Consider the following 19,211-nt stretch of genomic DNA (forward strand, 5'->3'; position numbering starts at 1 on the left):
GTGTTGACGTCAGCTCGCATAGTCTCCGATGAGGCGGACGGCCCCGCCGTCGACCCCCTTCGCTCCCTGCTCGAAGCCGTCGAGGTCGCGGCTTCCGGTGTTCACGGTGCCGACCTGCCACGACGGAATGCCCGCGGTCTCGAACGTTGAGATCACGGATGCCGCCTGAGCAGCGTCCACGACAGCGAAGAATCCGATGCCGAGGTTCCAGGTGCCCTCCGAGCTCTCGAGGCTCGAACCGGCCATGTCGCTCAGCACCCGGAAGACTGGGGACGGCGACCATGTCGATCGGTCGACCTCGACCCATGAGCCCTGCGGCAGCACGCGGGCGAGGTTCGCCGCGATGCCTCCGCCCGTCACGTGAGAGAGCGAATGGATCGCTCCGGGGTGCGCCTCGAGCGCGGTGAGGATCGGTGTCGTGTAGAGGCGCGTGGGCTCAAGCAGAACCTCACCGACCACTCCGCCGAGGTCATCTGACGAATCGGCGTACCCGATACCGCGCTTCGAGAGGATGTGCCGGACGAGCGAGAACCCGTTTGAGTGGAGACCGCTCGACTCGAGAGCGATGACCGCGTCGCCGTCTACGACGAGGTGCTCTCCCAGCACGGCATCCGCTTCGACCGCCCCGGTCGCTGCCCCTGCGACGTCATAGTCGTCGACGCCCATGAGGCCCGGGTGCTCGGCGGTCTCACCGCCCACGAGCGCGGTACCCGTGGCCGAGCACGCCTCGGCGATGCCGCGGACGATGTCGGCGATGCGTTCGGGAACGACCTTGCCGCACGCGATGTAGTCCGTCATGAAGAGCGGCTTCGCACCGACCACGACAATGTCGTCGACGACCATGCCGACGAGGTCCTGCCCGATGGTGTCGTGCTTGTCGATCGCCTGGGCGATCGCGACCTTCGTACCGACGCCATCGGTCGATGTCGCGAGGAGCGGTCGACGGAAGTCCTTGAGGTAGGACACGTCGAACAGTCCAGCGAAGCCGCCGAAGCCGCCCTCCACCTGAGGACCGTGCGTCTTGGCGACCGCGTTCTTCATCAGCTCGACGGCGCGGTCGCCCGCAGCGGTGTCGACGCCAGCTTCGCGGTACGACGTGGAACTGCTCACTTCGTGTCCTCTTCGTTAGGGGAGACGGATTCGTGGGATGAGACGTCCCGCGAGGTCTCCTCCGCAGAGGCGGCCGGCTGTGCTTCCGCAGCATCCGACGTCTCGACATCGATGGGGCGCACCTCAACCTTACCGACTTGCACCACCGTCGAACGGCGTCGTGCGCGCAGGTCGATCACCCACGCGAGGATGCCGAACAGAGCGACCCCGATCGGCACGCAGATCAGCAGCAGAAAGCCGAACACCTGCATCGGCGAGTAGTACAGCTCGCCCTTCGACGCGTCGAGCTCTTCTGGTGAGCGCTGGAAGATGAGGGTGAGCGCCATGGCGACGATGAGGCCCACCACCACGCCGATCAGCAGAAACGACTGGTATTTCGGTGCGCGTCGGACGATCGCCTCACCCGACGACTCGGTTTCGACAGCCCGCTCGGGCACGTCGCCCGGTGTGTTGCTCATACCCTCTATTGTCGCGCATCATCCTGTGTGCTTCTGACAGTGAGACGCGCATCGCACCTGGGGCGCACGCGCGTCAGTGCCTGAGTCGCAGAACAGGCAAGCGCCCGTCGAGATCGGCCCGACTCCCGGATGCCGAGACAGCGGCGGCTTCGACGGCATCCGACCACGTCATTCCCCCCGTCGCAAGCCGCAGCCATGTCTCGGCGTCCGTCTCGATGACGTTCGGCGGCGTGCCGCGCGTGTGCTTCGGCCCTTCGATGCACTGCACTGCCCCAAACGGCGGCACTCGCACCTCGACCGTGTTGCCCGGGTACCTCTCGGCCAGCAGCTGCAGCGTGAATCGCACGGCCGTCGCGATGTCCGGTCGAGCAGCGGCCTCGCGCACCGCGCGATCGACAGCGGGGATTCCGACGTCATCGGTGATGCGAGCGCGTGCCATACCCATAGGCTAGTCGTCGTGAAGATTCTTGTGCTGGGTTCGGGCGCACGCGAACACGCCATCATCTTGTCGCTTCTGTCGGAAGACCACGATCACGAGGTCATCGCCGCACCCGGGAACGCCGGAATCGAGCGCGACGTGCGGTGCCTGTCGTTCGACATCAACGATCCGGTCGCCACCGCGAACGTCGCCATCGACGAGGCGGTCGACCTCGTCGTCATCGGTCCTGAGGCTCCGCTCGTCGCGGGTGTCGCCGACGAGCTGCGCGAGCAGGGCATCCCCGTGTTCGGCCCGGGCAAGGCTGCGGCGCAGCTTGAGGGGTCCAAGACATTCGCCAAGAGAGTGATGGATGCCGCGGGCGTGCCGACCGGCCGCGCACAGCGCGCCACGACCCTCGCCGACGTCGAAGAGGCCCTCGACGCGTTCGGCGCCCCGTACGTCGTGAAGGCCGACGGTCTCGCCGCGGGCAAGGGCGTCATCGTCACGCCCGACCGCGATGCGGCCCTGGACCACGCGCGCACCTATCTCACGAGCGGAAGCGTCCTCGTCGAGGAGTTCCTGGAGGGCCAGGAGGTCTCCCTGTTCCTCCTCAGCGACGGGCACCGCGTTCTTCCGCTCTCGCCCGCGCAGGACTTCAAGCGTCTCGCTGACGGGGACGAGGGGCCGAACACCGGCGGTATGGGCGCGTACTCGCCGTTGCCGTGGCTCGATGAGACGTTCGGAACCGAAGACGAGTTCGTCGATGAGGTGATCCGCACGGTCGCCCAGCCGGTCGTGACCCAGCTCGCCGAAGAGCAGACTCCGTTCATCGGGCTTCTGTACGCGGGGCTGATCCTCACTGATAAGCGAGAGACGCCGACTGACCGCGGCATCCGTGTCATCGAATTCAACGCGCGCTTCGGCGACCCGGAGACGCAGGTCGTGCTGCCGCGTCTGGCCACTCCGCTCTCGCAGCTGCTCATGAACGCCGCGACGGGGACCCTCGACGAATCGGATCGTCCGCAGTTCGGTCTCACCACGGCCGTCACCGTCGTGCTCGCGAGCGAGAACTACCCCGCGACACCCGTCACGGGACGGCCGATCACGGGACTCGACAGTGCGCTGGAGGTCGAGGGCGTGCACATCGCGCATGCGGCGACCACGGATGCCGAGGGCACGCTGATCGCGTCCGGCGGTCGCGTGCTGAACGTCGTCGCGCTCGGCACGACGTTCACCGAGGCGCGTGCGCGCGCCTACGAAGCGATCGACCGGATCGGGCTCGAGGGTGCGCAGTTCCGCACCGACATCGCAAAGCGCGCTGCCGACGCCGAGGGCTGAGGCAGGTCAGCTCTCCGGCTGAGCCTCCTCAGTTGAGGTCCACTCAGCCGACAGGGGCTTCGGCTTCGCGAAGAACAGCGTGGCGATTCCGCCCACGAGAGCGACCGCCGCGGGGAGCAGAAGCGACTGTCCCATCGCCGCGCTGAAGCCGATGTGCAGAAACTCCGGGAGCACGCCGGAGAGCCCCGCGGCATCCGGCCCTGACCCACCGCCGGGGAGCTCTGCGGCGAGCCTCGCCTGCATGAGCATCGAGATCGAAGCGCTTCCGAGAACCGCTCCGACCTGTCGTGTCGTGTTGTAGACGCCGGAACCCGCGCCCGCGAGCGCCGGAGCCAGGTTGCGCGTGGTCATCGTGGCGAGAGGTCCCCACATCGCGGAGTTGGCGAGGCCCATGACCGCGCTCGGCAGCAGGAGGATCCAGATCGGCTGGTCGGGTGTGAGCACCGCCGCGTACCAGGCGAGGGCGACCGCGCAGCACGCCATGCCCGCGGTAGCGACGAGACGAGGATTGATGTGGTCGATCAGTCGGCCGACGAACGGAGCGAGCACACCCGAGATCACCGCCATCGGCACCATCATGAGCGCCGACTCGGTGGGCGTCAGGCCGCGCACCATCTGGAGATAGAAGATGAGCGGCAGCGCCATGCTGGTGATCGCGAAGCCGACGGTTGTGATGACCGTGTTGCCGAGCGAGAAGTTGCGGTCGCGGAAGAGCTTCAGAGGTACGAGTGGCTCACCGCGGTTGAAGTGCTGCCAGACGACGAATCCCGTCAGCACGACGAGTCCGGCGATGATGAGAGACCACACTGAGATCGGGCCCCAGATCTGTCCCCAATCGTAGCTCTGGCCCTCCTGGATGCCGAAGACCAGGAGGAACATTCCGACCGCACTCAGCGCCACCCCGATCAGATCGAAGCGGTGCGAGTGCGTCGTCAGGGCCGGCACGTAGCGCAGGGCCGCGACGAAGGCGATGACTCCCACCGGCAGGTTGATGAAGAAAATCCACTCCCAGCCGAGTGCGTCGACAAGAACTCCGCCGAGGATCGGCCCGACGAGCGAGGCGACACCGGCGGTCGCACCCCAGAGTCCCATCGCGGCACCGCGCTTGTCCGGTGGGAAGATGCGCGTGATGACCGCCATCGTCTGGGGTGTCATCATCGAGGCACCGAAGCCTTGGAACACGCGCGCAGTGATGAGCAGTGAGATGTCGCCGGAGAGCCCACAGGCGGCCGAAGCGATCGTGAACACGGTGAGCCCGATGAGGTAAAGATTCTTCGGCCCGAATCGGTCGCCGAGGCGCCCCGTGATCAGCAATGGAACCGCGTAGGCGAGAAGGTACGCGCTCGTCACCCACAGCACGCTCTCAATCGTCGTGTCCAGGCCCTCGATGATCGCGGGGTTCGCGACAGACACGATGGTCGTGTCCACGAGAATCATGAAGAAGCCGATGACGAGCGCCCAGAGAGCAGCCCACGGCCGTGCCGTCTTTTCCACAGAAGTCCTTACGCGTGGCCGTCATCGTCATGAGCAGAGAGCCCGATCGCGGGCGGCGCACCGCGCATCGGAATATACCACCCGGAATCGAACACCCATGTGCATCCCCGTAACGAGAAAAAGGGATGCCCGATAATGGAGACGTGAGCACAAACCTGACACCGGCCGGCTGGAACCACCTCTACTCGGGAAAGGTGCGTGATCTGTTCGAGCCTGCAGCGACCTCCACGGACGTTGCCGGAGCGGGCGACGCGATGCTCGTCGTCGCGAGCGATCGCGTGAGCGCCTACGATTACGTCCTCTCCCCCGGCATCCCCGGTAAGGGCGCTGTGCTCACACAGCTCAGCCTGTGGTGGTTCGACCAGCTCGAGGTGCCGAATCACCTCGTGGCGAGCCACGCACCCGGTGGACGCGGGCACGATGCCTTACCGAGCGAGGTCGCTGACCGCGCGATGCTTGTGAAGAAGCTCGACATGTTCCCCGTCGAGGCCGTCGTACGCGGGTATCTCACCGGTTCCGGTTGGGCCGAGTATTCCGAGCACGGCACGGTCTGCGGCATCGAGCTGCCCGACGGCCTCCAGAACGGCGACCGTCTGCCCGAACCCATCTACACACCGGCGTGGAAGGCACCGCTCGGCGAGCACGACGAGAACATCTCGTACGAACGCACTGTCGAGCTGGTGGGCGAAGAGGATGCCGAGGCGCTTCGCGACCTCTCCCTGTCGATCTACCGCACAGCGGCCGCGGTCGCCGAGGACCGCGGGCTCATCCTCGCCGACACCAAGTTCGAGTTCGGCCGCGACCCCGAGACCGGTGAGATCGCTCTGGCCGATGAGGTGCTCACGCCCGACTCCTCCCGCTACTGGGACGCCGCCGCCTGGGCCGAGAAGACGGACCCCGCCGAGCGGATGGCGAGCTTCGACAAGCAGATCGTGCGCGATTGGCTTCGCGCGAACTGGGACATGACCGGTACTCCTCCCGAGCTGCCCGCCGATGTCATCGAGCGCACGGCCGGACGGTACAGAGAGCTGCTTTCGACGCTGACGAAGCGGTAGCGGCATCCCCTTCTGCCTCGTAGGAGCCTCTGCGGGAATGTTGTAGCTACAACTAATGTTGAGTATGACATGACCCCGTCACTCGACACCACCGACCGCCTCGCCTCAGACACAGCGATGGGTCCGGTCACCCTGCTCGTCGCCGACCTCGACCGCCTGACCGCCTACTACAGGGACGCCGTCGCACTCACGGTGCTGGAGGAGACCGAGAGCACGGTCACGCTCGGGCGAAGCGGGACCGCCGTGATCATCCTGGAGCATGCGCCCGACCTCCGGCACGCGGCTTCCGGAGCTGCCGGACTGTTCCACACGGCCATTCTCTTCGAGTCGCAGGCCGCGCTGGCGGCCGCCCTCTACTCGGTCGCACGGCACGCGCCAGGCACGTTCACCGGCAGCGCCGACCATCTCGTCAGTCAGGCCTTCTACTTCACTGACCCCGAGGGGAACGGTGTCGAGCTCTACTGGGATCGTGACCGCACTCAGTGGAGCTGGGTGCACGGCCAGGTCGAGATGGCGACGCTCTACCTCGATCCGAACCAGTTTCTGCGTGAGCACCTCACCGAGAGAGGCGCCGAGACTCCGGGCGACGTTCGCGTGTTCGGCGGAGCGACGGTCGGCCATGTGCACCTCTCGGTGGGCGATACGGCGACCGCGCGCGAGTTCTACGTCGGCGCGCTCGGCTTCGATGCGACCGCGACACTCGGCGACCAGGCCCTCTTCGTCTCGGCGGGCGGGTACCACCATCACATGGCGATGAACGTGTGGAACAGTCGCGGCGCGGGCCCGCGCATGCCGGCGCTCGGTCTCGGACGAATCGATATCGCCCTGCCGGACCGTGATGGACTGGGTGCCCTCGACGAGCGTCTGCGGCACCAGGGAATCGCCACACGAGACGATGGACGGACGCTTCGCTTCGATGATCCGTGGAACAACCTGATCACGGTGACCACCTCGGATTGACGTCGCTCACCGCCCCTCTCAGGTCATAATGAGGGCGGAGGTGCACCGTGCCGCTTGACCCGTATTTCGCTGAACTCCATCGCACGCACGTGCGCGACCTCGTCGGCCAGTTCCGCTCCGGTCTCGTCATGAGAGGGCGCAGAGGACTCGCCCGTCTGGGCAGACGCGAGGCGCGCGAGCAGGCTCGACGGGCCAGCGCAACGGATGCCGCGCGCACGGCGCGCCGCTCAACGTCAGCGTGGAAGCGGAAGAACGCTCAGGCGTGGGACACAAAGCTCTTCGGTCGCGTCGGATGGCCGGTTCCCGACGTCGACTCCGAGGACAGAGTCATAGCGGTCTCAGGCCACCCTGATGTGCGCGTTCGCATCATGCGCCCCAAGGATGCGGGGGATCAGCCACTGCCCGCGGTCATCGCTTTCTTCGGCGGGTCGTTCCAGCTCGGGGGCATCGACTGGACGAGCATCGACGCGCTCTTCCGCTCACGCACGGTGGATGCCGACGTCGTCACGATCGCGGTCGACTACGCGCTCGCTCCGGAGAACCACTTCCCCGCTCCCGTGGAGCAGGGCTACGCAGCGCTCGAATGGGCGCACTCGCACGCGGCCGAACTCGGCATCGATCCGGAGCGCATCGCCGTCGGAGGGATCTCCTCTGGCGGAAACATCGCCGCTGCGGTGACGCTGCTGAACCGTCGACGTGCGCGGGTTCCCCTGAGACTGCAGATCCTCGAGGTCCCGGCGCTCGACCTCACCGGAAAGCACCTCGACCTCGCCCCGTTGCGGGCGCTCCGGTTGCCGTACCTGTACGCGCGCCACGAGCTCGTCGCGGTGGCCGTGGCCTATCTCAGCGACCGTGCGCGTGCGAAGGACCCCTTGGCGTCTCCCCTCCGAGCGAAGAGCCTTCGCGGGCTTCCACCCGCGGTGATCCTCACCGCAGAGTTCGATGTGCTGCGGGGAGACGGTGAGGCCTACGCGCACGCGCTGCGGCGCAACGGCGTCGACGCCAGCGCCGTCCGCTACCTCGGAGTGCCTCACGACGTCATGGACTACCGCGGGGTCTCCCCCATCTCAGAGCGCTGGCATCGCGACGTGATCGCCGCGCTTCGCACGCTCCACGACGAGGCGTGACGGCGGCGGAACGCGCTACGCCAGAACGCCGAGCCCGAGCATCGCGGGGAGCGATGCCACAGAAGCGATGATCTCGTCAGCGCCGGCGTCGCCGAGCTGCTCGTCGTCGTGCGCGCCGGTCAGCACACCGACGACCAAGCCCGCACCCGCGGCGCATCCGCTGCGGATATCGCTGGCCGTGTCTCCGACGACGATCATGGACTCGACGCTCGGCGCGCCTGTCCGCAGAAGCGCTGTGAGCGGAAGGTCCGGGAAGGGACGTCCACGGCCCACATCCGCTGGACACAGCATGACGTCGGCGACGTCCTGCCAGCCGAGCTCCTCGACGATCGCGTCCATGGTGGCTCGGGAGAAGCCCGTGGTGAGAGCGACGGCGGCGCCAGCCTCGCGCAGCATCCCCATCGTCTCCTCTGCCTGCGGAATCGCCGTGACGCTCGCGACGCGCTCGAGGTAGGCGCGCTCGAACTCCACATTGGCGGCCTGCGCTGTCGCCTCATCGCGGCTGAGCGCGCGGAAGACCTGGATCTTCGACTGTCCCATGGTGTCGCGGACGTACTCGATCATGCGCTCGAAGTCGGCGGCATCCTCGACGATTCCCGTCGCCTCCGCGGCCTGCGTGAACGACGCCTCGACGAGCCCGGCGTCCTGCACGGTCGTGCCCGCCATGTCGAGAACCGCAAGCTCGACCGTCACGTCGCGGAACTCCGCCGCCTCGTGCATCCCCCTGACCGGCTCGGTCAGAACTCCACCGTCGATTGTCATGATTCCCCTTTCGTGACGATGCGGTCCAGACGCCCGAGCGGGTCGCCCGCCGCATCGATGAGATCGTCGATCACCCGTTCGGCGAGACCGAGACCCGTCGTCATGCCGATCCCCGAGGTCACGGAGACGACTCGGATGCCGTCGCCCGGAGTCTCGACGAGAAACGGCTCGTCGCCCTGCGCGTACACGCCCTGCCACCGTTCGATGACGCGCGGCCGCTCGGAGAGCCCGAAGAGCGTCGCGGCTTCATCCAGCAGCACGTCGAACGCGAGCTCGTTCTGAAACGGTGCGATGACGGTGCCGCGATAGTGGGTGTCGCCCACGAGCAGCGAGCCGTCTGCGGCCTGCGTGTACATCTGGTTCACGTCGAGCGCCGCCATGTCTGGCCGCTCGCAGTGCAGTCTCTCGCGGAGCGCCTCCGTCGCGGGCGCCTCGGCGAGCGCCGGGTAGCGCAACATCGACCACGCTGTCAGCACGGGACCCGGCAATGGTCTGCGCAACGGCGCGGAGACCCGCAGCATGTCGAGCCCGCAGCGCCGCACGTTCCGCCGCTCCGCGAGAAGCGGGAAGAGCCGATCGACATCGTGGCCGGTCGCGACCACGACGGCATCCGCTTCGATCTCGCGTCGACTCGTGAGCACCCGACCCGGCTCGACACGCACGACCGCCTCACGCATGAGAAAGCGGATGCCTCGCCCGGCGAGATGCCCCGCGAGTCGAGGTGCTGCGACGCGCGGATCCACCTGAAGATCGCGCGGCAGGTGCGCCCCGCCGACCGCTCCTGTGATCGGCGACACGCGTGTGACTTCGTCAGCCGACAGCAGCCGCGCATCGTCCGTCGCGGCGAGATGCTCGAGCACCGCCATCTCGTCGGCGGCACGGGCCGGAATCCACGTTCCGTACTCCGCGACGTCGATGCCCACCTCGGTTCGGAGGCGAAGCCAGATCTCACGCGCTCGCTCCGCGAAATCGCGCGCAAGCCCGGTTTGCACTGACGTCCCGACGTGTCCGAAGTTGCGTATGCTCGCGCCCACGATGTCGCTCGCCGCGTCGATGACCGCGACACGCAGCCCCCGGTCAGCTGCGGCGAGCGCGTGGCCGAGGCCCACGATTCCCGAACCCACGACGACGAGATCCCACCCGGTCGTCGACATGTCTGCACGCATAAGCGAGTGAACCCTTCGTGTGTGGTGTCGTGCACGAAGGTAGAAGTGGGAGTCGAATCATGGGAGTCTCGCGGGTGGACCGGGGGTTAACGCTTCCCATCGATGCGGCGACGGGGAGTTCGCGGCTCACTGCGTGCGGATGAGGCCCCGTTCGCGCGCCACCGCGACAGCCTGGGTGCGGCTCGAGACGCCCAGCTTCGTGAAGATGTGCACCAGGTGCGACTTCACGGTGGCCTCAGAGAGAAACAGCCTCCGCGCGATCTCGCGGTTCGACTGCCCATCAGAGACGAGTTCGAGCACCTCGGACTCGCGAAGACTGAGTGAGACGGATGCCGCGCCCCGCCGCGCTTCGAGACGGCCGGCCACGCTCGGCGCGAGCGCAGTCTCCCCGGCCGCGGCCGCGCGCACCGCGGCGAGCAGCTCTGCCGGTGGAGCATCCTTCAGAAGGTAGCCCGCAGCTCCCGCTTCGACCGCCCCGAGGATATCGGCATCCGTGTCGTAGTTCGTGAGCACGAGCACCCTCGGTCCGCCCGCGCTGCGAATGCGACGCGTCGCCTCGACCCCCTGTGTGCCGTCGCCGAACTGCAGGTCCATGAGCACGAGGTCGACCTCGCCCTCGGCGAGCGCCACCGCCTCGTCGCCCGTCGCCGCCTCAGCGACGACCCGCATGTCGTCCTCGGTGCTGAACAGGGCACGCAGCCCCGCGCGCACGATCGGGTGGTCATCTGCGATGATCAAGCGGATCATTCGTCCTCCACGCGAAGCGGGATCGTGGCGGCGAGGGCGGTCCCCTCGCCGGGAGCGGATTCGACGGTGAGGGCTCCGCCGAGCTCGGTGATGCGGTGACGCACCGCGGTGAGCCCGAACGACGCGCTCTTCTGCGCGCTGATCGTCGCCGGGTCGAAGCCGTCTCCGTCGTCGACGACGTCGAGCGAGACGGCATCTTCCTCCACCGTCAGCGTCACATCCAGAGTCGTCGCATTCGCGTGCTGCTGCACGTTGGCGATGCCGCTCTGCGCCACTCTGAGCAGCGTCGTCTCGACGGCCATCGGCAACGGCACGGGTTCTCCGACCAGGTGGAATCGAACGGTGGTCGAATGGCCTCCGGCGCGCATCGTGTGCTCGGCGGATGCCGCAAGTCGCGCGAGTGCCGCCGACAGGGTCTGCTCGTCAAGTGCAGGCGGCGTCAGCTCGCGGATGATGCGCCGCGTATCGACGAGAGCGTCCGCTGCCGTCTGGCGCGCGAGCTGAAGCTGCTCGAGGCCGGCGCGATCGGCGTCGACCCGTTCGGCGGCGTGCAAAAGAATCTGGATGCTCGAGAGCCCCTGCGCAACGGTGTCGTGGATCTCCCGCGCGAGGCGTTCCCGCTCAGCGAGCACCCCGGCTTCACGCTCGGCCACCGCGAGTTCACCGCGCGTCGCCTGGAGTTCGGCGATAAGTTTCTCGCGCTCTTCCGCTTCGCGGTAGAGCGCGCCGTAACCTGCTGAGATGGCGAGGGCGACCGTCGCGCCGATGACCGGGCCGACCACGCCTCCCACGCTGATTCCTGAGTGATAACCGAGCATCGCGATCGACATCGTGGTCGTCACGATGACAGCGGTCACGCCGGCCGTCACGGGGAGAACGTGCAGAAACAGGAAGAACAGGGGGAAAACGACGAATGCCGCGTCGACCGACACCATCAGCATGAATGCCCAGATCAGGGTCAGCACGCCGATCCAGATGAACGAGATGACGCGCAGCATCCGACCGCTCAGGCGCCCCATGTGGGCGACCGCGGCACCGCCGAGGTACACGACGAGCATGGCCGCGCCGAGCACCTGGATCGCCAGTGTGTGCGGTGCCGCGGCGATGTCGGCGTGCACCATCGCGAAGATGATGAGGGCGATGAGCAGCAGGTGAAGCGCCCAGCGCAGACCCGTGAAAACGGGGGTCAGGGCGGAGTGTCTCACGTGAGCGAGCCTATGCGCCGCCGAGCCCGCTGTCATCAGTCGAAAGTTCACCTCGCTCGGCACAGTAGACTGGAGGAAATCTTGTCGACCGTCGTGAACCGGAGCTCCACCGTGCCCACTGTTGTTGTTGATGTCATGCCGAAGGCCGAGCTGCTCGACCCGCAGGGAAAGGCGGTGCACGGCGCGCTTTCGCGTCTCGGCCACTCCTCGATCGAGGGCGTGCGTGTCGGCAAGCGCTTCGAGATCACCGTCGATGAGGTCACCGATCAGGTGCTCGCCGATGTGAAGACCGTCGCTGAGGATATCCTCTCGAACTCCGTCATCGAGGACGTCGTCTCGGTCCGCGAGGCGGACGCCAAATGAGAATCGGCGTCATCACCTTCCCCGGTTCGCTTGACGATCGTGACGCTCAGCGGGCCGTGCGCTTCGCCGATGCCGAACCGGTCGCGCTCTGGCACGGCGACCACGATCTTCAGGGCGTCGACGCTGTCGTTCTCCCCGGCGGGTTCAGCTACGGCGACTATCTGCGCGCGGGCGCCATTGCGTCGGTCTCACCCATTATGACCGAGGTGGTGGATGCTGCGAAGCGCGGCGTTCCCGTGCTCGGCATCTGCAACGGCTTCCAGATGCTCACTGAGGCTCACCTGCTGCCCGGCGGGCTCATTCGCAACGATCACGGCAACTTCATCCGCCGCGATCAGACGCTGCGCGTCGAGAACGCCGAGACGGCGTGGACGAACGCGTTCTCCTCAGACGAAGAGATCGTGATCCCGCTGAAGAACGGTGAGGGCGGGTTCATCGCGCCCGATGACGAGCTCGACCGTCTGGAGGGCGAGGGCCGCGTCGTCTTCCGCTACGTCGGCATGAACCCGAACGGCTCGCTCCGCGACATCGCGGGCGTCACGAACGACCGCGGCAACGTGGTCGGTCTCATGCCGCACCCCGAGCATGCCATCGAGCCCGGCTTCGGGCCCGACACGGCTGCCGCCATGCGCAGCGGCGTCGACGGGCTGCGGTTCTTCACGTCGGCCATCCAGGCGCTGCAGGCCGTCTAGGTTCCCAACTTTCGGACGATGCCGCAGTGCGACGAAGCGGCGAGTCTAGAGTTATGGCTTCCTCTGACTCCGCCGCCACCACGGCATCCGATTCCCGTCTCACGCCCCGACGGCTGTACCGTTTCTTCGCGATCGCCGAGACCATCACCTGGACGCTCCTGATCATCGGCATGCTGCTGAAGTACGTCGCGCGGATCGGCGATTGGCCGGTCACGGTGGGCGGCAGCATCCACGGCTTCATCTTCCTCGCCTACGCCTTCACCGCGGGCCTCGTCGGCGTCAATCAGCGCTGGCGCCCACTGCAGATCGTCGGCGCTGTCGCGACCGCGATCGTTCCGTATGCCACGATTCCGTTCGACAACTGGCTCGAGCGCCGCGGCATGCTGGTTGGCGACTGGCGCCGTGAGAAGAGCGACGACCCGCGCGACGGCACCTGGGTCAGCGCCCTTCTGCGGTTCTTCCTCGCTCACCCGATCCTGCTGAGCGGTCTCATGGTCGTCGCCGTGATCGCGGTGTTCAGTGTGCTTCTGACGCTTGGGCCGCCCACCGAGTGGGGCGCCTGACCTTCTCCGCGCCCTCATGTCGCCGTGCATGTGAGAATAAGCGCATGCACGAAGTCAGGAGGCGCTGAGCGTGGAGACGACGCTTCTGCTCGTGCTCGATCTCACCGGCACGTTCGCCTTCGCTCTCAACGGCGGCCTCACGGCCGTACGCGCCGTCCGCATCGACATCGTCGGCGTGATCGCGCTCGGCATGATCACCGCGATGGGCGGCGGCATCATCCGTGACCTCATCCTGAACACGGAGCCGGCGACGTTCCACGACTGGCGTTACCTCGCTGCGGCCGGGTTGGGCGCGCTCATCGCCTTCGCGTTCGGTCATCGCATGGACCGCCTGTGGATGCCGATCGAGGTGCTGGATGCCGTCGGGCTCAGCTTCTTCGCCGTCACGGGCGCGATGAAGGCCGTCGGATTCGGCCTCGGCCCTGCGCAGGCAATCATCCTCGGCACCATCACCGCTGTCGGCGGCGGCACTGTTCGCGACGCGCTTCTCGGTCGCGTGCCATCGGTTCTGAGCGACGGACTGTACGCAGTGCCAGCCTTCATCGGAGCGCTTCTGGCTGTCGCCGCATCCCTGTTCGGGCTCTACGGACCGGTCACCGCCGTGATCGCAGCTGGCGTCTGCTTCCTGATCCGCATGCTCGGAATCCGCTTCGGGTGGAATGCCCCGGTGCCTCGCGTGTGGAAGCACCGGGAGAGCGATTCACCCTCGGAAGAGTAGCCGGATGCGGCAGAATGACGGCATGAGTTCCGTCGCGTCGGGTCCGCGCCGCGCCACACGCGCGAGCAGCAGGATGCTCCTCATCGTCGCGGCGTTCGGAGCGCTCGAAGCCGTCCTGACCGCGGCCTCCGCCCCGGCCATGGCCGCTGTCGCCTGGGCATCCCCTATCGTCTATGCCTTCGCCGCCGGGTTTCACTTCGTGCTGCCGCTCGCAGCTGGAATGCTGCTGCGTTCGTGGGCCGCGATCCCGCTCACGTCTTGCGTCGCCGCCGCTCTCGCGTTTCCCTTCTCGACGCTCGGCTTTCTGCTCTTCCCCGCTCTCGCCCTGCCGACGCTCGCAGCGGGAGCGATCGTCAGGCTCCTCGGCTCTCAATGGACGTCGCGCACACGCTGGGTCCTCGCTTCGACAGTCGGCGGTCTCGTCGCTTTTCTGATCTCGCTGGCAGTGATCAGTCCCGACCTCTTCTCGCCGCTCTTCCTGTGTGCCGTCCTCGCGGCTCGGATCCTCTCCGCAGTAACGGCCGTCGTCCTCGCCCACCTGCTGGTCGCCGGACTCAAACGTGCGGGAATCCGCTCGCGCGCCTGATCAGCCGCGACCAAACGAAGCCCCGCTCCCTTTTGGGAACGGGGCTTCGTCATCGAGTCGCGGGGGACTACTCGATGTCTCCTGATTCACGGCGACGGCGCATGATGATCAGCGTCATTCCGCCTCCGATCAGAAGCAGCAGCGCGGCTGCGAGGGCAGGCAGCGCTCCGTCCGCCCCCGTCCATGGGAGCACGGGCGGGTTCGGCTTCGTCGTGTCATGCGACGTGCACAGCGGCGAGTCAGGAGCGCACACTGGCGTCTCCCCTGTCACCGCGACGACGTTGCCGAGCACGTGGTTGCCCTGCTCGTCGTAGCTCTTCACCGTGACTGCGTAGGTGACCGTGACAGTCTCACCCGACGGAATCGCTCCCGCCATCACGATCGTGTCTCCCGACACCCTCGCCGTGATCGCGTCGTCCGACGCTGCGGGTGCACCGGTGAGCGCGGCGTCATCGAGCACGTCCGACATGTGGTCGGTGTAGTCGACTGCTCCGTCCTCGGCCTCCGGGTTGGTCGAGACGTTGGTGAACGTGATCGTGTAGGTGACGGTCTGGCCGTCTGTCACGTCTCCGCTCTCCGGATCCGCCGACTTGCTGACCACCACGTTGGAGACGTGGTTGATCGTGCAGGTTGCGCGCTCCCCGTCGGCCGGCTCACAAGCTGCAGGCGGCTCATCGCCCGTCTTCACGACGGCATTGCCCAGACGATCATCTCCACGTTCGCCGTCGGCCTTGACTGTGACAGCGTATGTGACTGTCTCGCTCTCGCCCGCGGTGAGAACACCCGTCACGCTGAAGCGCGCATCGGCGATCTCACTCACGGTGAGCGCTTCGCTCGATGCGGTCGGCAACGCCGTGATCTCCGCGTCGTCGAGCACCTGCGTGAGCACGTCATCGCGAGCGACGTCGACGTCAGCCTTACCGGTGTTCTCGAAGTGCAGCGTGTACGTCACGACCTGACCGGGCTGAACCGTCGTTCCCGAGGCAGGATCGACCGACTTCCAGACGGCCAGCTCACCCATCGGGTGCTCTGTCGTCGGCGGAATGAACGGGTCGCAGTCGGCATCACCGTCGGCGCATGCGAATGGCGGCGTGTCAGGCGTGACCACGTTCTTCGCGAGGTTGTCACCCCGCTCACCATCGGGGCGGATTGTGACGACGTAGCTCACTGTGACCGTCTCGCCCGGCTCGATCTCACCGACGATGCGGATCGCGCCGTCCGTCACCGTTGCAGAGACCGCGTCTGAGCCCGACACGGGCTCGCCAGTCAGATCGGCATCATCGAGAACGTCCGAGAGATCGTCCGTCGAATCGAGCGAGCCGATCGCCTTGCCATCGTTCGTGAACGTCAGCGTGTAGGTGACGTCCTGACCTGCGACGACGTCCTCTCCAGACGCGGGGTCGGAGGTCTTCGACGGCGTCACGTTCGGCAGCAACGTCACGACCGTCGAATCACACGGAGCGTCCGCGTCATCGCACATCTCGCTCGGAAGCGAGGCCACGTTCAGCAGCTCGTGATCGCCCAGGTTCGTGACGGTCACCGTGTAGGTGATGGTCACCGAGTCACCGGCATCGAGCGCGCCCGACCATGTGATCACGGAATCCGCGTACGAGACCTCGCCCGCTGATGCGCTGACGTCGCCGTTGTACGACGCGTCGTCGAGGACCTCGGTGAGATCATCAGTCGCACTCGCTGGTTCATCAGCTGTGAAATCGGCTTCGCCGTCGTTCGTCACCGTCACTTCATAGGTCACGGTGTCTCCCGTGGCGACGTCTTCCGCAGCGTCTGACGTCTTGTCGATCGTCAGGTGCTTCACCGGGTTCTCCGTCGTGCACTCGCCCTCGGCGCATGCGTTGCCGTCGGGGTCAGCGAGGTGGTTGCCGATGACATGATCGCCTTGCTCATCGAAGGACTTCACGACGACCGTGTAGGTGACCGTGACAGTCTCGCCAGCTTCGATCGAGCCAGAGATGAGGATGCGGTCGTCATCCGCGGCCGCGACGAGACCGGCGCCGTCGACCGTCGGCTCCCCGACGAGGGTGGCGTCGTCGAGCAGCTCAGACAGGTCGTCGTACGTGTCGACTGTCACGGCCGTCTCACCGATGCTCTCGAAGACGAGCGTGTACGTCAGTTCCTGACCCGCACGCACCGCGGTGCCCGAGGACGGGTCGACGCTCTTCGACTGAGAGAGCGCAGCGCCCGGAACGGTGACCGTGGTGCATGCAGAGCTGCCGGCCGCGGCTTCGTCCTCGGGGACGCACGCTGCGTTTCGCAGCATCCTGTCACCCTTACCCGAGTACGTGAGCGTGTAACGCACCGTCGCCGATTCGCCCGAAGCAAGGGAACCAGTCCACGAGAGAGCAGGTTCGACGTACGAGACGTCGCCCGCTGACGCGTCGATCGACGACTCATCGAGCGTCGCGTCATCGATCACGTCAGACAGGTCATCCGTGAACGACGCAGGCGCGTCGGCCGTATAGTCGCCCGGACCTTCATTCGTGACTGTCACGGTGTACGTCACGGTCTCGCCGACCTTCGGCAGGTCCGTGCGGTCAGCGGTCTTCGAGATGCCAAGCTTCGGCAGCGGGTTGTCGACCTCAGCACACGGGACGCCCGAGCCAGGGTCTGTGCCGTCCTCTGTCGGCGGATCGCAGACCGGAGTCTCACCGTCTCCCGCGAAGGCCACGTTCCGTACAGTGCCGTCACCACCCGCGGCGAGGGTGACGGTGTAGGTGATCGTCACGGACTCGCCTACGCCGAGCGGCCCCGTCCAGCCCAACAGCGGTTCGGCGTAGGTCGGCGCCGAGACAGCTGTTCCTTCGGAGGCCGTGGCAGTCGCATCGTCGTTGTATGTCGCGTCATCGAGAACGGACGACAGATCGTCTGTGATGACCGCGGGGTTGTCCTCCGCGTAGGCGAGATCTCCGTCGTTTGTGGCAACGACTTCGTACGTGACAACGTCACCCGGGCGCGCATCCTCGGTCATGTCCGAGGTCTTCTCGATCGACAGGCAGCTGCCCGCAATCGACACCGTTGCAGCGGTCTTGTCGATGGGCAGGTAGGTCCAGTCATCGATCCAACGCTCGTTGCCCCATGAGTTGATGTCGTATGCCCAGCCGTGTACCCCTCCGGTGCTGTCGACTCCAGCACGACCGTCCGTAACCGGCGTCTGGTTGGCCCGGCTTTCACTGAGTGCCGTCTCGTCGTCCCAGTACATCGTCGAGTCGGGGGCCCCTGCACCGTTGAGGCGTGTCATCGACAGCGTGCGCTGCTCAACATCGTTCTGCTGAAGATGAATCTCTCCGACACGGTCGAAGTGCACTCGCGCGTTCACTGGGACACAGGTTCCGATTCGGTCGCCATTGGCGTCCAACCCGTCGAATTCAAATGACGTCGCTTCCGCCGTACCGTCTGCCCCCATCGGGATGGAGAGGTCGACATCGTCGTCATACGAGCCGTTCCCGTCGGCATCGATGTCAAGCGTGTACCCGCCGGAGTATCGCTGCGGAGGCGTCCACGTCAGGGTCCCCGCAGTCGATGAGTTCGGATGTGCGGGAGTGAACGAGAGATCCGTCACGTCAAGATCATCCTCGGTGAGCATCTCCGGCAGAATCGGCAGCGATCCTGACGCCGCCTGCGATGTCGCCGGAAGATCATCGGCTGGCTCTTCGAAGAACAGGCGGTACTGCTCACCGCATCCCATCGCCGCATTCTCGTACTCCGTCGATGCGTAGCGCGGTGTCGCGCAGTTCTCTCCGGAAACGGCATTGCCAACGGAGTCCGCTGTGATCGTCGAGTTGATCCCATTGAAGTCCCGAAGGACGACGGAATACACATAACCGGAGTTATTGACCATCCAGAGCGGGAACTCGTCCATCGTCTGAGTGACGTTCTGCCCCATGTGGTAGCTCTCGACCCAGACCCGACCGGTCTTCTCAGTTCCTCCATCTCGAACTGTGATCTCCCAGCGCGACCCCTGGTTCCATTCACCGCCAGAGTTTGTCGCGATGGTGAAGATGCCGTCGGAGCCAGCAGTGTACGTTCCGTTTCCTCCGAGCGCCGTCCCCTGAGCATCCGTGACAACCGTCGTCGGGTTTACACCGGATACCGTGGGCGTAATGCTGACGGTCACCGTCTCGCCCGTCTTCACGTATGCAAAGAACGTATTGTCGGTGTGGATCGTGCTCGGCAACGGCGTGCTCGCTGCGTGGGCCGAAGCCGCGGGCATCAGAAGCGTCGCGAACGACAGCAGCGCCGCAATGAGTGCACCGATCACCCCCATCGACACTGACCTCGGCGCCCGCATCGCCAACCCTCTGCTTCCCGGCCCTGAGCCGGCCGACAATCTCACGTGAGATCTCTGCACGTTTCCCCTCCTGCAGCACTTGACCGCTCGAATTCGAGCATGAGCACGACGTGCCCCGCCGGGAGTCAAGCAGCGGCGAACAC

At 66.3% G+C, this 19,211-nt stretch carries 19 protein-coding genes; 10 read left to right on the plus strand and 9 right to left on the minus strand.

Annotation, left to right across the window (positions count from 1 at the left end):
- Positions 1-9 precede the first annotated feature (9 nt).
- The 3 genes from purM to ACSAGD_RS11335 all read right to left on the minus strand — a co-directional run bounded on the left by purM (position 10) and on the right by ACSAGD_RS11335 (position 2,007).
- Positions 10-1,110 (minus strand): phosphoribosylformylglycinamidine cyclo-ligase, encoded by a 1,101-nt coding sequence (gene purM, locus ACSAGD_RS11325; protein ID WP_437582855.1) that lies wholly within the window; start codon positions 1,108-1,110, stop codon positions 10-12.
- Positions 1,107-1,568, minus strand: coding sequence for a hypothetical protein (locus ACSAGD_RS11330; RefSeq protein ID WP_437582856.1), 462 nt, complete (start codon positions 1,566-1,568; stop codon positions 1,107-1,109). Before ACSAGD_RS11330 ends, purM begins: the two co-directional genes overlap by 4 nt.
- 73 nt (positions 1,569-1,641) lie before the next feature.
- Positions 1,642-2,007 (minus strand): sterol carrier family protein, encoded by a 366-nt coding sequence (locus ACSAGD_RS11335; RefSeq protein ID WP_437582857.1) that lies wholly within the window; start codon positions 2,005-2,007, stop codon positions 1,642-1,644.
- An 18-nt stretch (positions 2,008-2,025) separates the two neighbouring features.
- Between ACSAGD_RS11335 and purD the strand changes: the two genes are divergently transcribed.
- Positions 2,026-3,324 (plus strand): phosphoribosylamine--glycine ligase, encoded by a 1,299-nt coding sequence (gene purD / locus ACSAGD_RS11340; protein ID WP_437582858.1) that lies wholly within the window; start codon positions 2,026-2,028, stop codon positions 3,322-3,324.
- A gap of 6 nt (positions 3,325-3,330) precedes the next feature.
- Here the strand turns inward: purD and ACSAGD_RS11345 are convergent, their stop codons facing one another.
- A complete protein-coding gene (locus ACSAGD_RS11345; protein WP_437582859.1) occupies positions 3,331-4,818 on the minus strand; it encodes a DHA2 family efflux MFS transporter permease subunit in 1,488 nt (495 codons plus the stop codon).
- A gap of 125 nt (positions 4,819-4,943) precedes the next feature.
- Between ACSAGD_RS11345 and ACSAGD_RS11350 the strand changes: the two genes are divergently transcribed.
- From ACSAGD_RS11350 to ACSAGD_RS11360, 3 genes are all read left to right on the plus strand, one after another.
- Positions 4,944-5,873: a phosphoribosylaminoimidazolesuccinocarboxamide synthase gene (locus tag ACSAGD_RS11350; RefSeq protein ID WP_437582860.1), complete on the plus strand. Its 930-nt coding sequence runs from the start codon at positions 4,944-4,946 to the stop codon at positions 5,871-5,873.
- 69 nt (positions 5,874-5,942) lie between these two features.
- Complete coding sequence (locus ACSAGD_RS11355) at positions 5,943-6,833, plus strand: VOC family protein (RefSeq protein WP_437582861.1); 891 nt, start codon at positions 5,943-5,945, stop codon at positions 6,831-6,833.
- A 47-nt stretch (positions 6,834-6,880) separates the two neighbouring features.
- Positions 6,881-7,960 carry an alpha/beta hydrolase gene (locus ACSAGD_RS11360; protein ID WP_437582862.1) on the plus strand — a complete coding sequence of 360 codons (1,080 nt, stop codon included), beginning with the start codon at positions 6,881-6,883 and terminating at the stop codon, positions 7,958-7,960.
- A gap of 15 nt (positions 7,961-7,975) precedes the next feature.
- Here the strand turns inward: ACSAGD_RS11360 and ACSAGD_RS11365 are convergent, their stop codons facing one another.
- The 4 genes from ACSAGD_RS11365 to ACSAGD_RS11380 all read right to left on the minus strand — a co-directional run bounded on the left by ACSAGD_RS11365 (position 7,976) and on the right by ACSAGD_RS11380 (position 11,840).
- The gene (locus ACSAGD_RS11365; protein ID WP_437582863.1) at positions 7,976-8,722 is read right to left on the minus strand and encodes a phosphonatase-like hydrolase; all 747 of its coding nucleotides are present in this window, start codon (positions 8,720-8,722) and stop codon (positions 7,976-7,978) included.
- Positions 8,719-9,876 carry a TIGR03364 family FAD-dependent oxidoreductase gene (locus tag ACSAGD_RS11370; protein WP_437582864.1) on the minus strand — a complete coding sequence of 386 codons (1,158 nt, stop codon included), beginning with the start codon at positions 9,874-9,876 and terminating at the stop codon, positions 8,719-8,721. Before ACSAGD_RS11370 ends, ACSAGD_RS11365 begins: the two co-directional genes overlap by 4 nt.
- A gap of 138 nt (positions 9,877-10,014) precedes the next feature.
- Positions 10,015-10,635: a response regulator transcription factor gene (locus tag ACSAGD_RS11375; RefSeq protein WP_437582865.1), complete on the minus strand. Its 621-nt coding sequence runs from the start codon at positions 10,633-10,635 to the stop codon at positions 10,015-10,017.
- Positions 10,632-11,840: a sensor histidine kinase gene (locus ACSAGD_RS11380; RefSeq protein WP_437582866.1), complete on the minus strand. Its 1,209-nt coding sequence runs from the start codon at positions 11,838-11,840 to the stop codon at positions 10,632-10,634. Before ACSAGD_RS11380 ends, ACSAGD_RS11375 begins: the two co-directional genes overlap by 4 nt.
- 111 nt (positions 11,841-11,951) lie before the next feature.
- Here ACSAGD_RS11380 and purS point away from each other — a divergent pair, with 111 nt between their 5' ends.
- The 5 genes from purS to ACSAGD_RS11405 all read left to right on the plus strand — a co-directional run bounded on the left by purS (position 11,952) and on the right by ACSAGD_RS11405 (position 14,762).
- The gene (purS, locus tag ACSAGD_RS11385; RefSeq protein WP_437582867.1) at positions 11,952-12,203 is read left to right on the plus strand and encodes a phosphoribosylformylglycinamidine synthase subunit PurS; all 252 of its coding nucleotides are present in this window, start codon (positions 11,952-11,954) and stop codon (positions 12,201-12,203) included.
- Complete coding sequence (gene purQ / locus ACSAGD_RS11390; protein ID WP_437582868.1) at positions 12,200-12,895, plus strand: phosphoribosylformylglycinamidine synthase subunit PurQ; 696 nt, start codon at positions 12,200-12,202, stop codon at positions 12,893-12,895. The genes purS and purQ overlap by 4 nt, the downstream gene beginning before the upstream one ends.
- A 53-nt stretch (positions 12,896-12,948) precedes the next feature.
- Positions 12,949-13,458, plus strand: a complete 510-nt coding sequence (locus ACSAGD_RS11395) for a DUF3817 domain-containing protein (RefSeq protein WP_437582869.1) — start codon at positions 12,949-12,951, stop codon at positions 13,456-13,458.
- Positions 13,459-13,528: 70 nt separating this feature from the next.
- Positions 13,529-14,176, plus strand: coding sequence for a trimeric intracellular cation channel family protein (locus ACSAGD_RS11400; protein WP_437582870.1), 648 nt, complete (start codon positions 13,529-13,531; stop codon positions 14,174-14,176).
- A 22-nt stretch (positions 14,177-14,198) separates the two neighbouring features.
- Positions 14,199-14,762, plus strand: coding sequence for a hypothetical protein (locus ACSAGD_RS11405; RefSeq protein WP_437582871.1), 564 nt, complete (start codon positions 14,199-14,201; stop codon positions 14,760-14,762).
- Between the two features lie 67 nt (positions 14,763-14,829).
- Here ACSAGD_RS11405 and ACSAGD_RS11410 read toward each other — a convergent pair whose 3' ends face one another.
- Positions 14,830-18,894: a hypothetical protein gene (locus tag ACSAGD_RS11410; protein ID WP_437582872.1), complete on the minus strand. Its 4,065-nt coding sequence runs from the start codon at positions 18,892-18,894 to the stop codon at positions 14,830-14,832.
- On the opposite strand from ACSAGD_RS11410, the gene ACSAGD_RS11415 reads away from it, so the two are divergent.
- Positions 18,881-19,117: a hypothetical protein gene (locus ACSAGD_RS11415; RefSeq protein ID WP_437582873.1), complete on the plus strand. Its 237-nt coding sequence runs from the start codon at positions 18,881-18,883 to the stop codon at positions 19,115-19,117. The two genes, ACSAGD_RS11410 and ACSAGD_RS11415, sit on opposite strands and share 14 nt — an antisense overlap.
- Positions 19,118-19,211: the final 94 nt, after the last annotated feature.

The sequence above is a fragment of the Paramicrobacterium salitolerans genome, from assembly GCF_051513965.1.
GTDB lineage: Bacteria > Actinomycetota > Actinomycetes > Actinomycetales > Microbacteriaceae > Paramicrobacterium.

Bases quoted from the DNA above. Each gene is read 5' to 3' on its own strand.
- purQ (WP_437582868.1), top strand. From the start codon at position 12,200: ATGAGAATCGGCGTCATCACCTTCCCCGGTTCGCTTGACGATCGTGAC.
- ACSAGD_RS11405 (WP_437582871.1), top strand. From the start codon at position 14,199: ATGAGTTCCGTCGCGTCGGGTCCGCGCCGCGCCACACGCGCGAGCAGC.
- ACSAGD_RS11415 (WP_437582873.1), top strand. From the start codon at position 18,881: ATGCTGACGGTCACCGTCTCGCCCGTCTTCACGTATGCAAAGAACGTA.
- ACSAGD_RS11375 (WP_437582865.1), bottom strand. From the start codon at position 10,635: ATGATCCGCTTGATCATCGCAGATGACCACCCGATCGTGCGCGCGGGG.
- ACSAGD_RS11355 (WP_437582861.1), top strand. From the start codon at position 5,943: ATGACCCCGTCACTCGACACCACCGACCGCCTCGCCTCAGACACAGCG.
- ACSAGD_RS11350 (WP_437582860.1), top strand. From the start codon at position 4,944: ATGCCCGATAATGGAGACGTGAGCACAAACCTGACACCGGCCGGCTGG.
- ACSAGD_RS11370 (WP_437582864.1), bottom strand. From the start codon at position 9,876: ATGTCGACGACCGGGTGGGATCTCGTCGTCGTGGGTTCGGGAATCGTG.
- ACSAGD_RS11330 (WP_437582856.1), bottom strand. From the start codon at position 1,568: ATGAGCAACACACCGGGCGACGTGCCCGAGCGGGCTGTCGAAACCGAG.
- ACSAGD_RS11335 (WP_437582857.1), bottom strand. From the start codon at position 2,007: ATGGCACGCGCTCGCATCACCGATGACGTCGGAATCCCCGCTGTCGAT.
- ACSAGD_RS11395 (WP_437582869.1), top strand. From the start codon at position 12,949: ATGGCTTCCTCTGACTCCGCCGCCACCACGGCATCCGATTCCCGTCTC.
- ACSAGD_RS11365 (WP_437582863.1), bottom strand. From the start codon at position 8,722: ATGACAATCGACGGTGGAGTTCTGACCGAGCCGGTCAGGGGGATGCAC.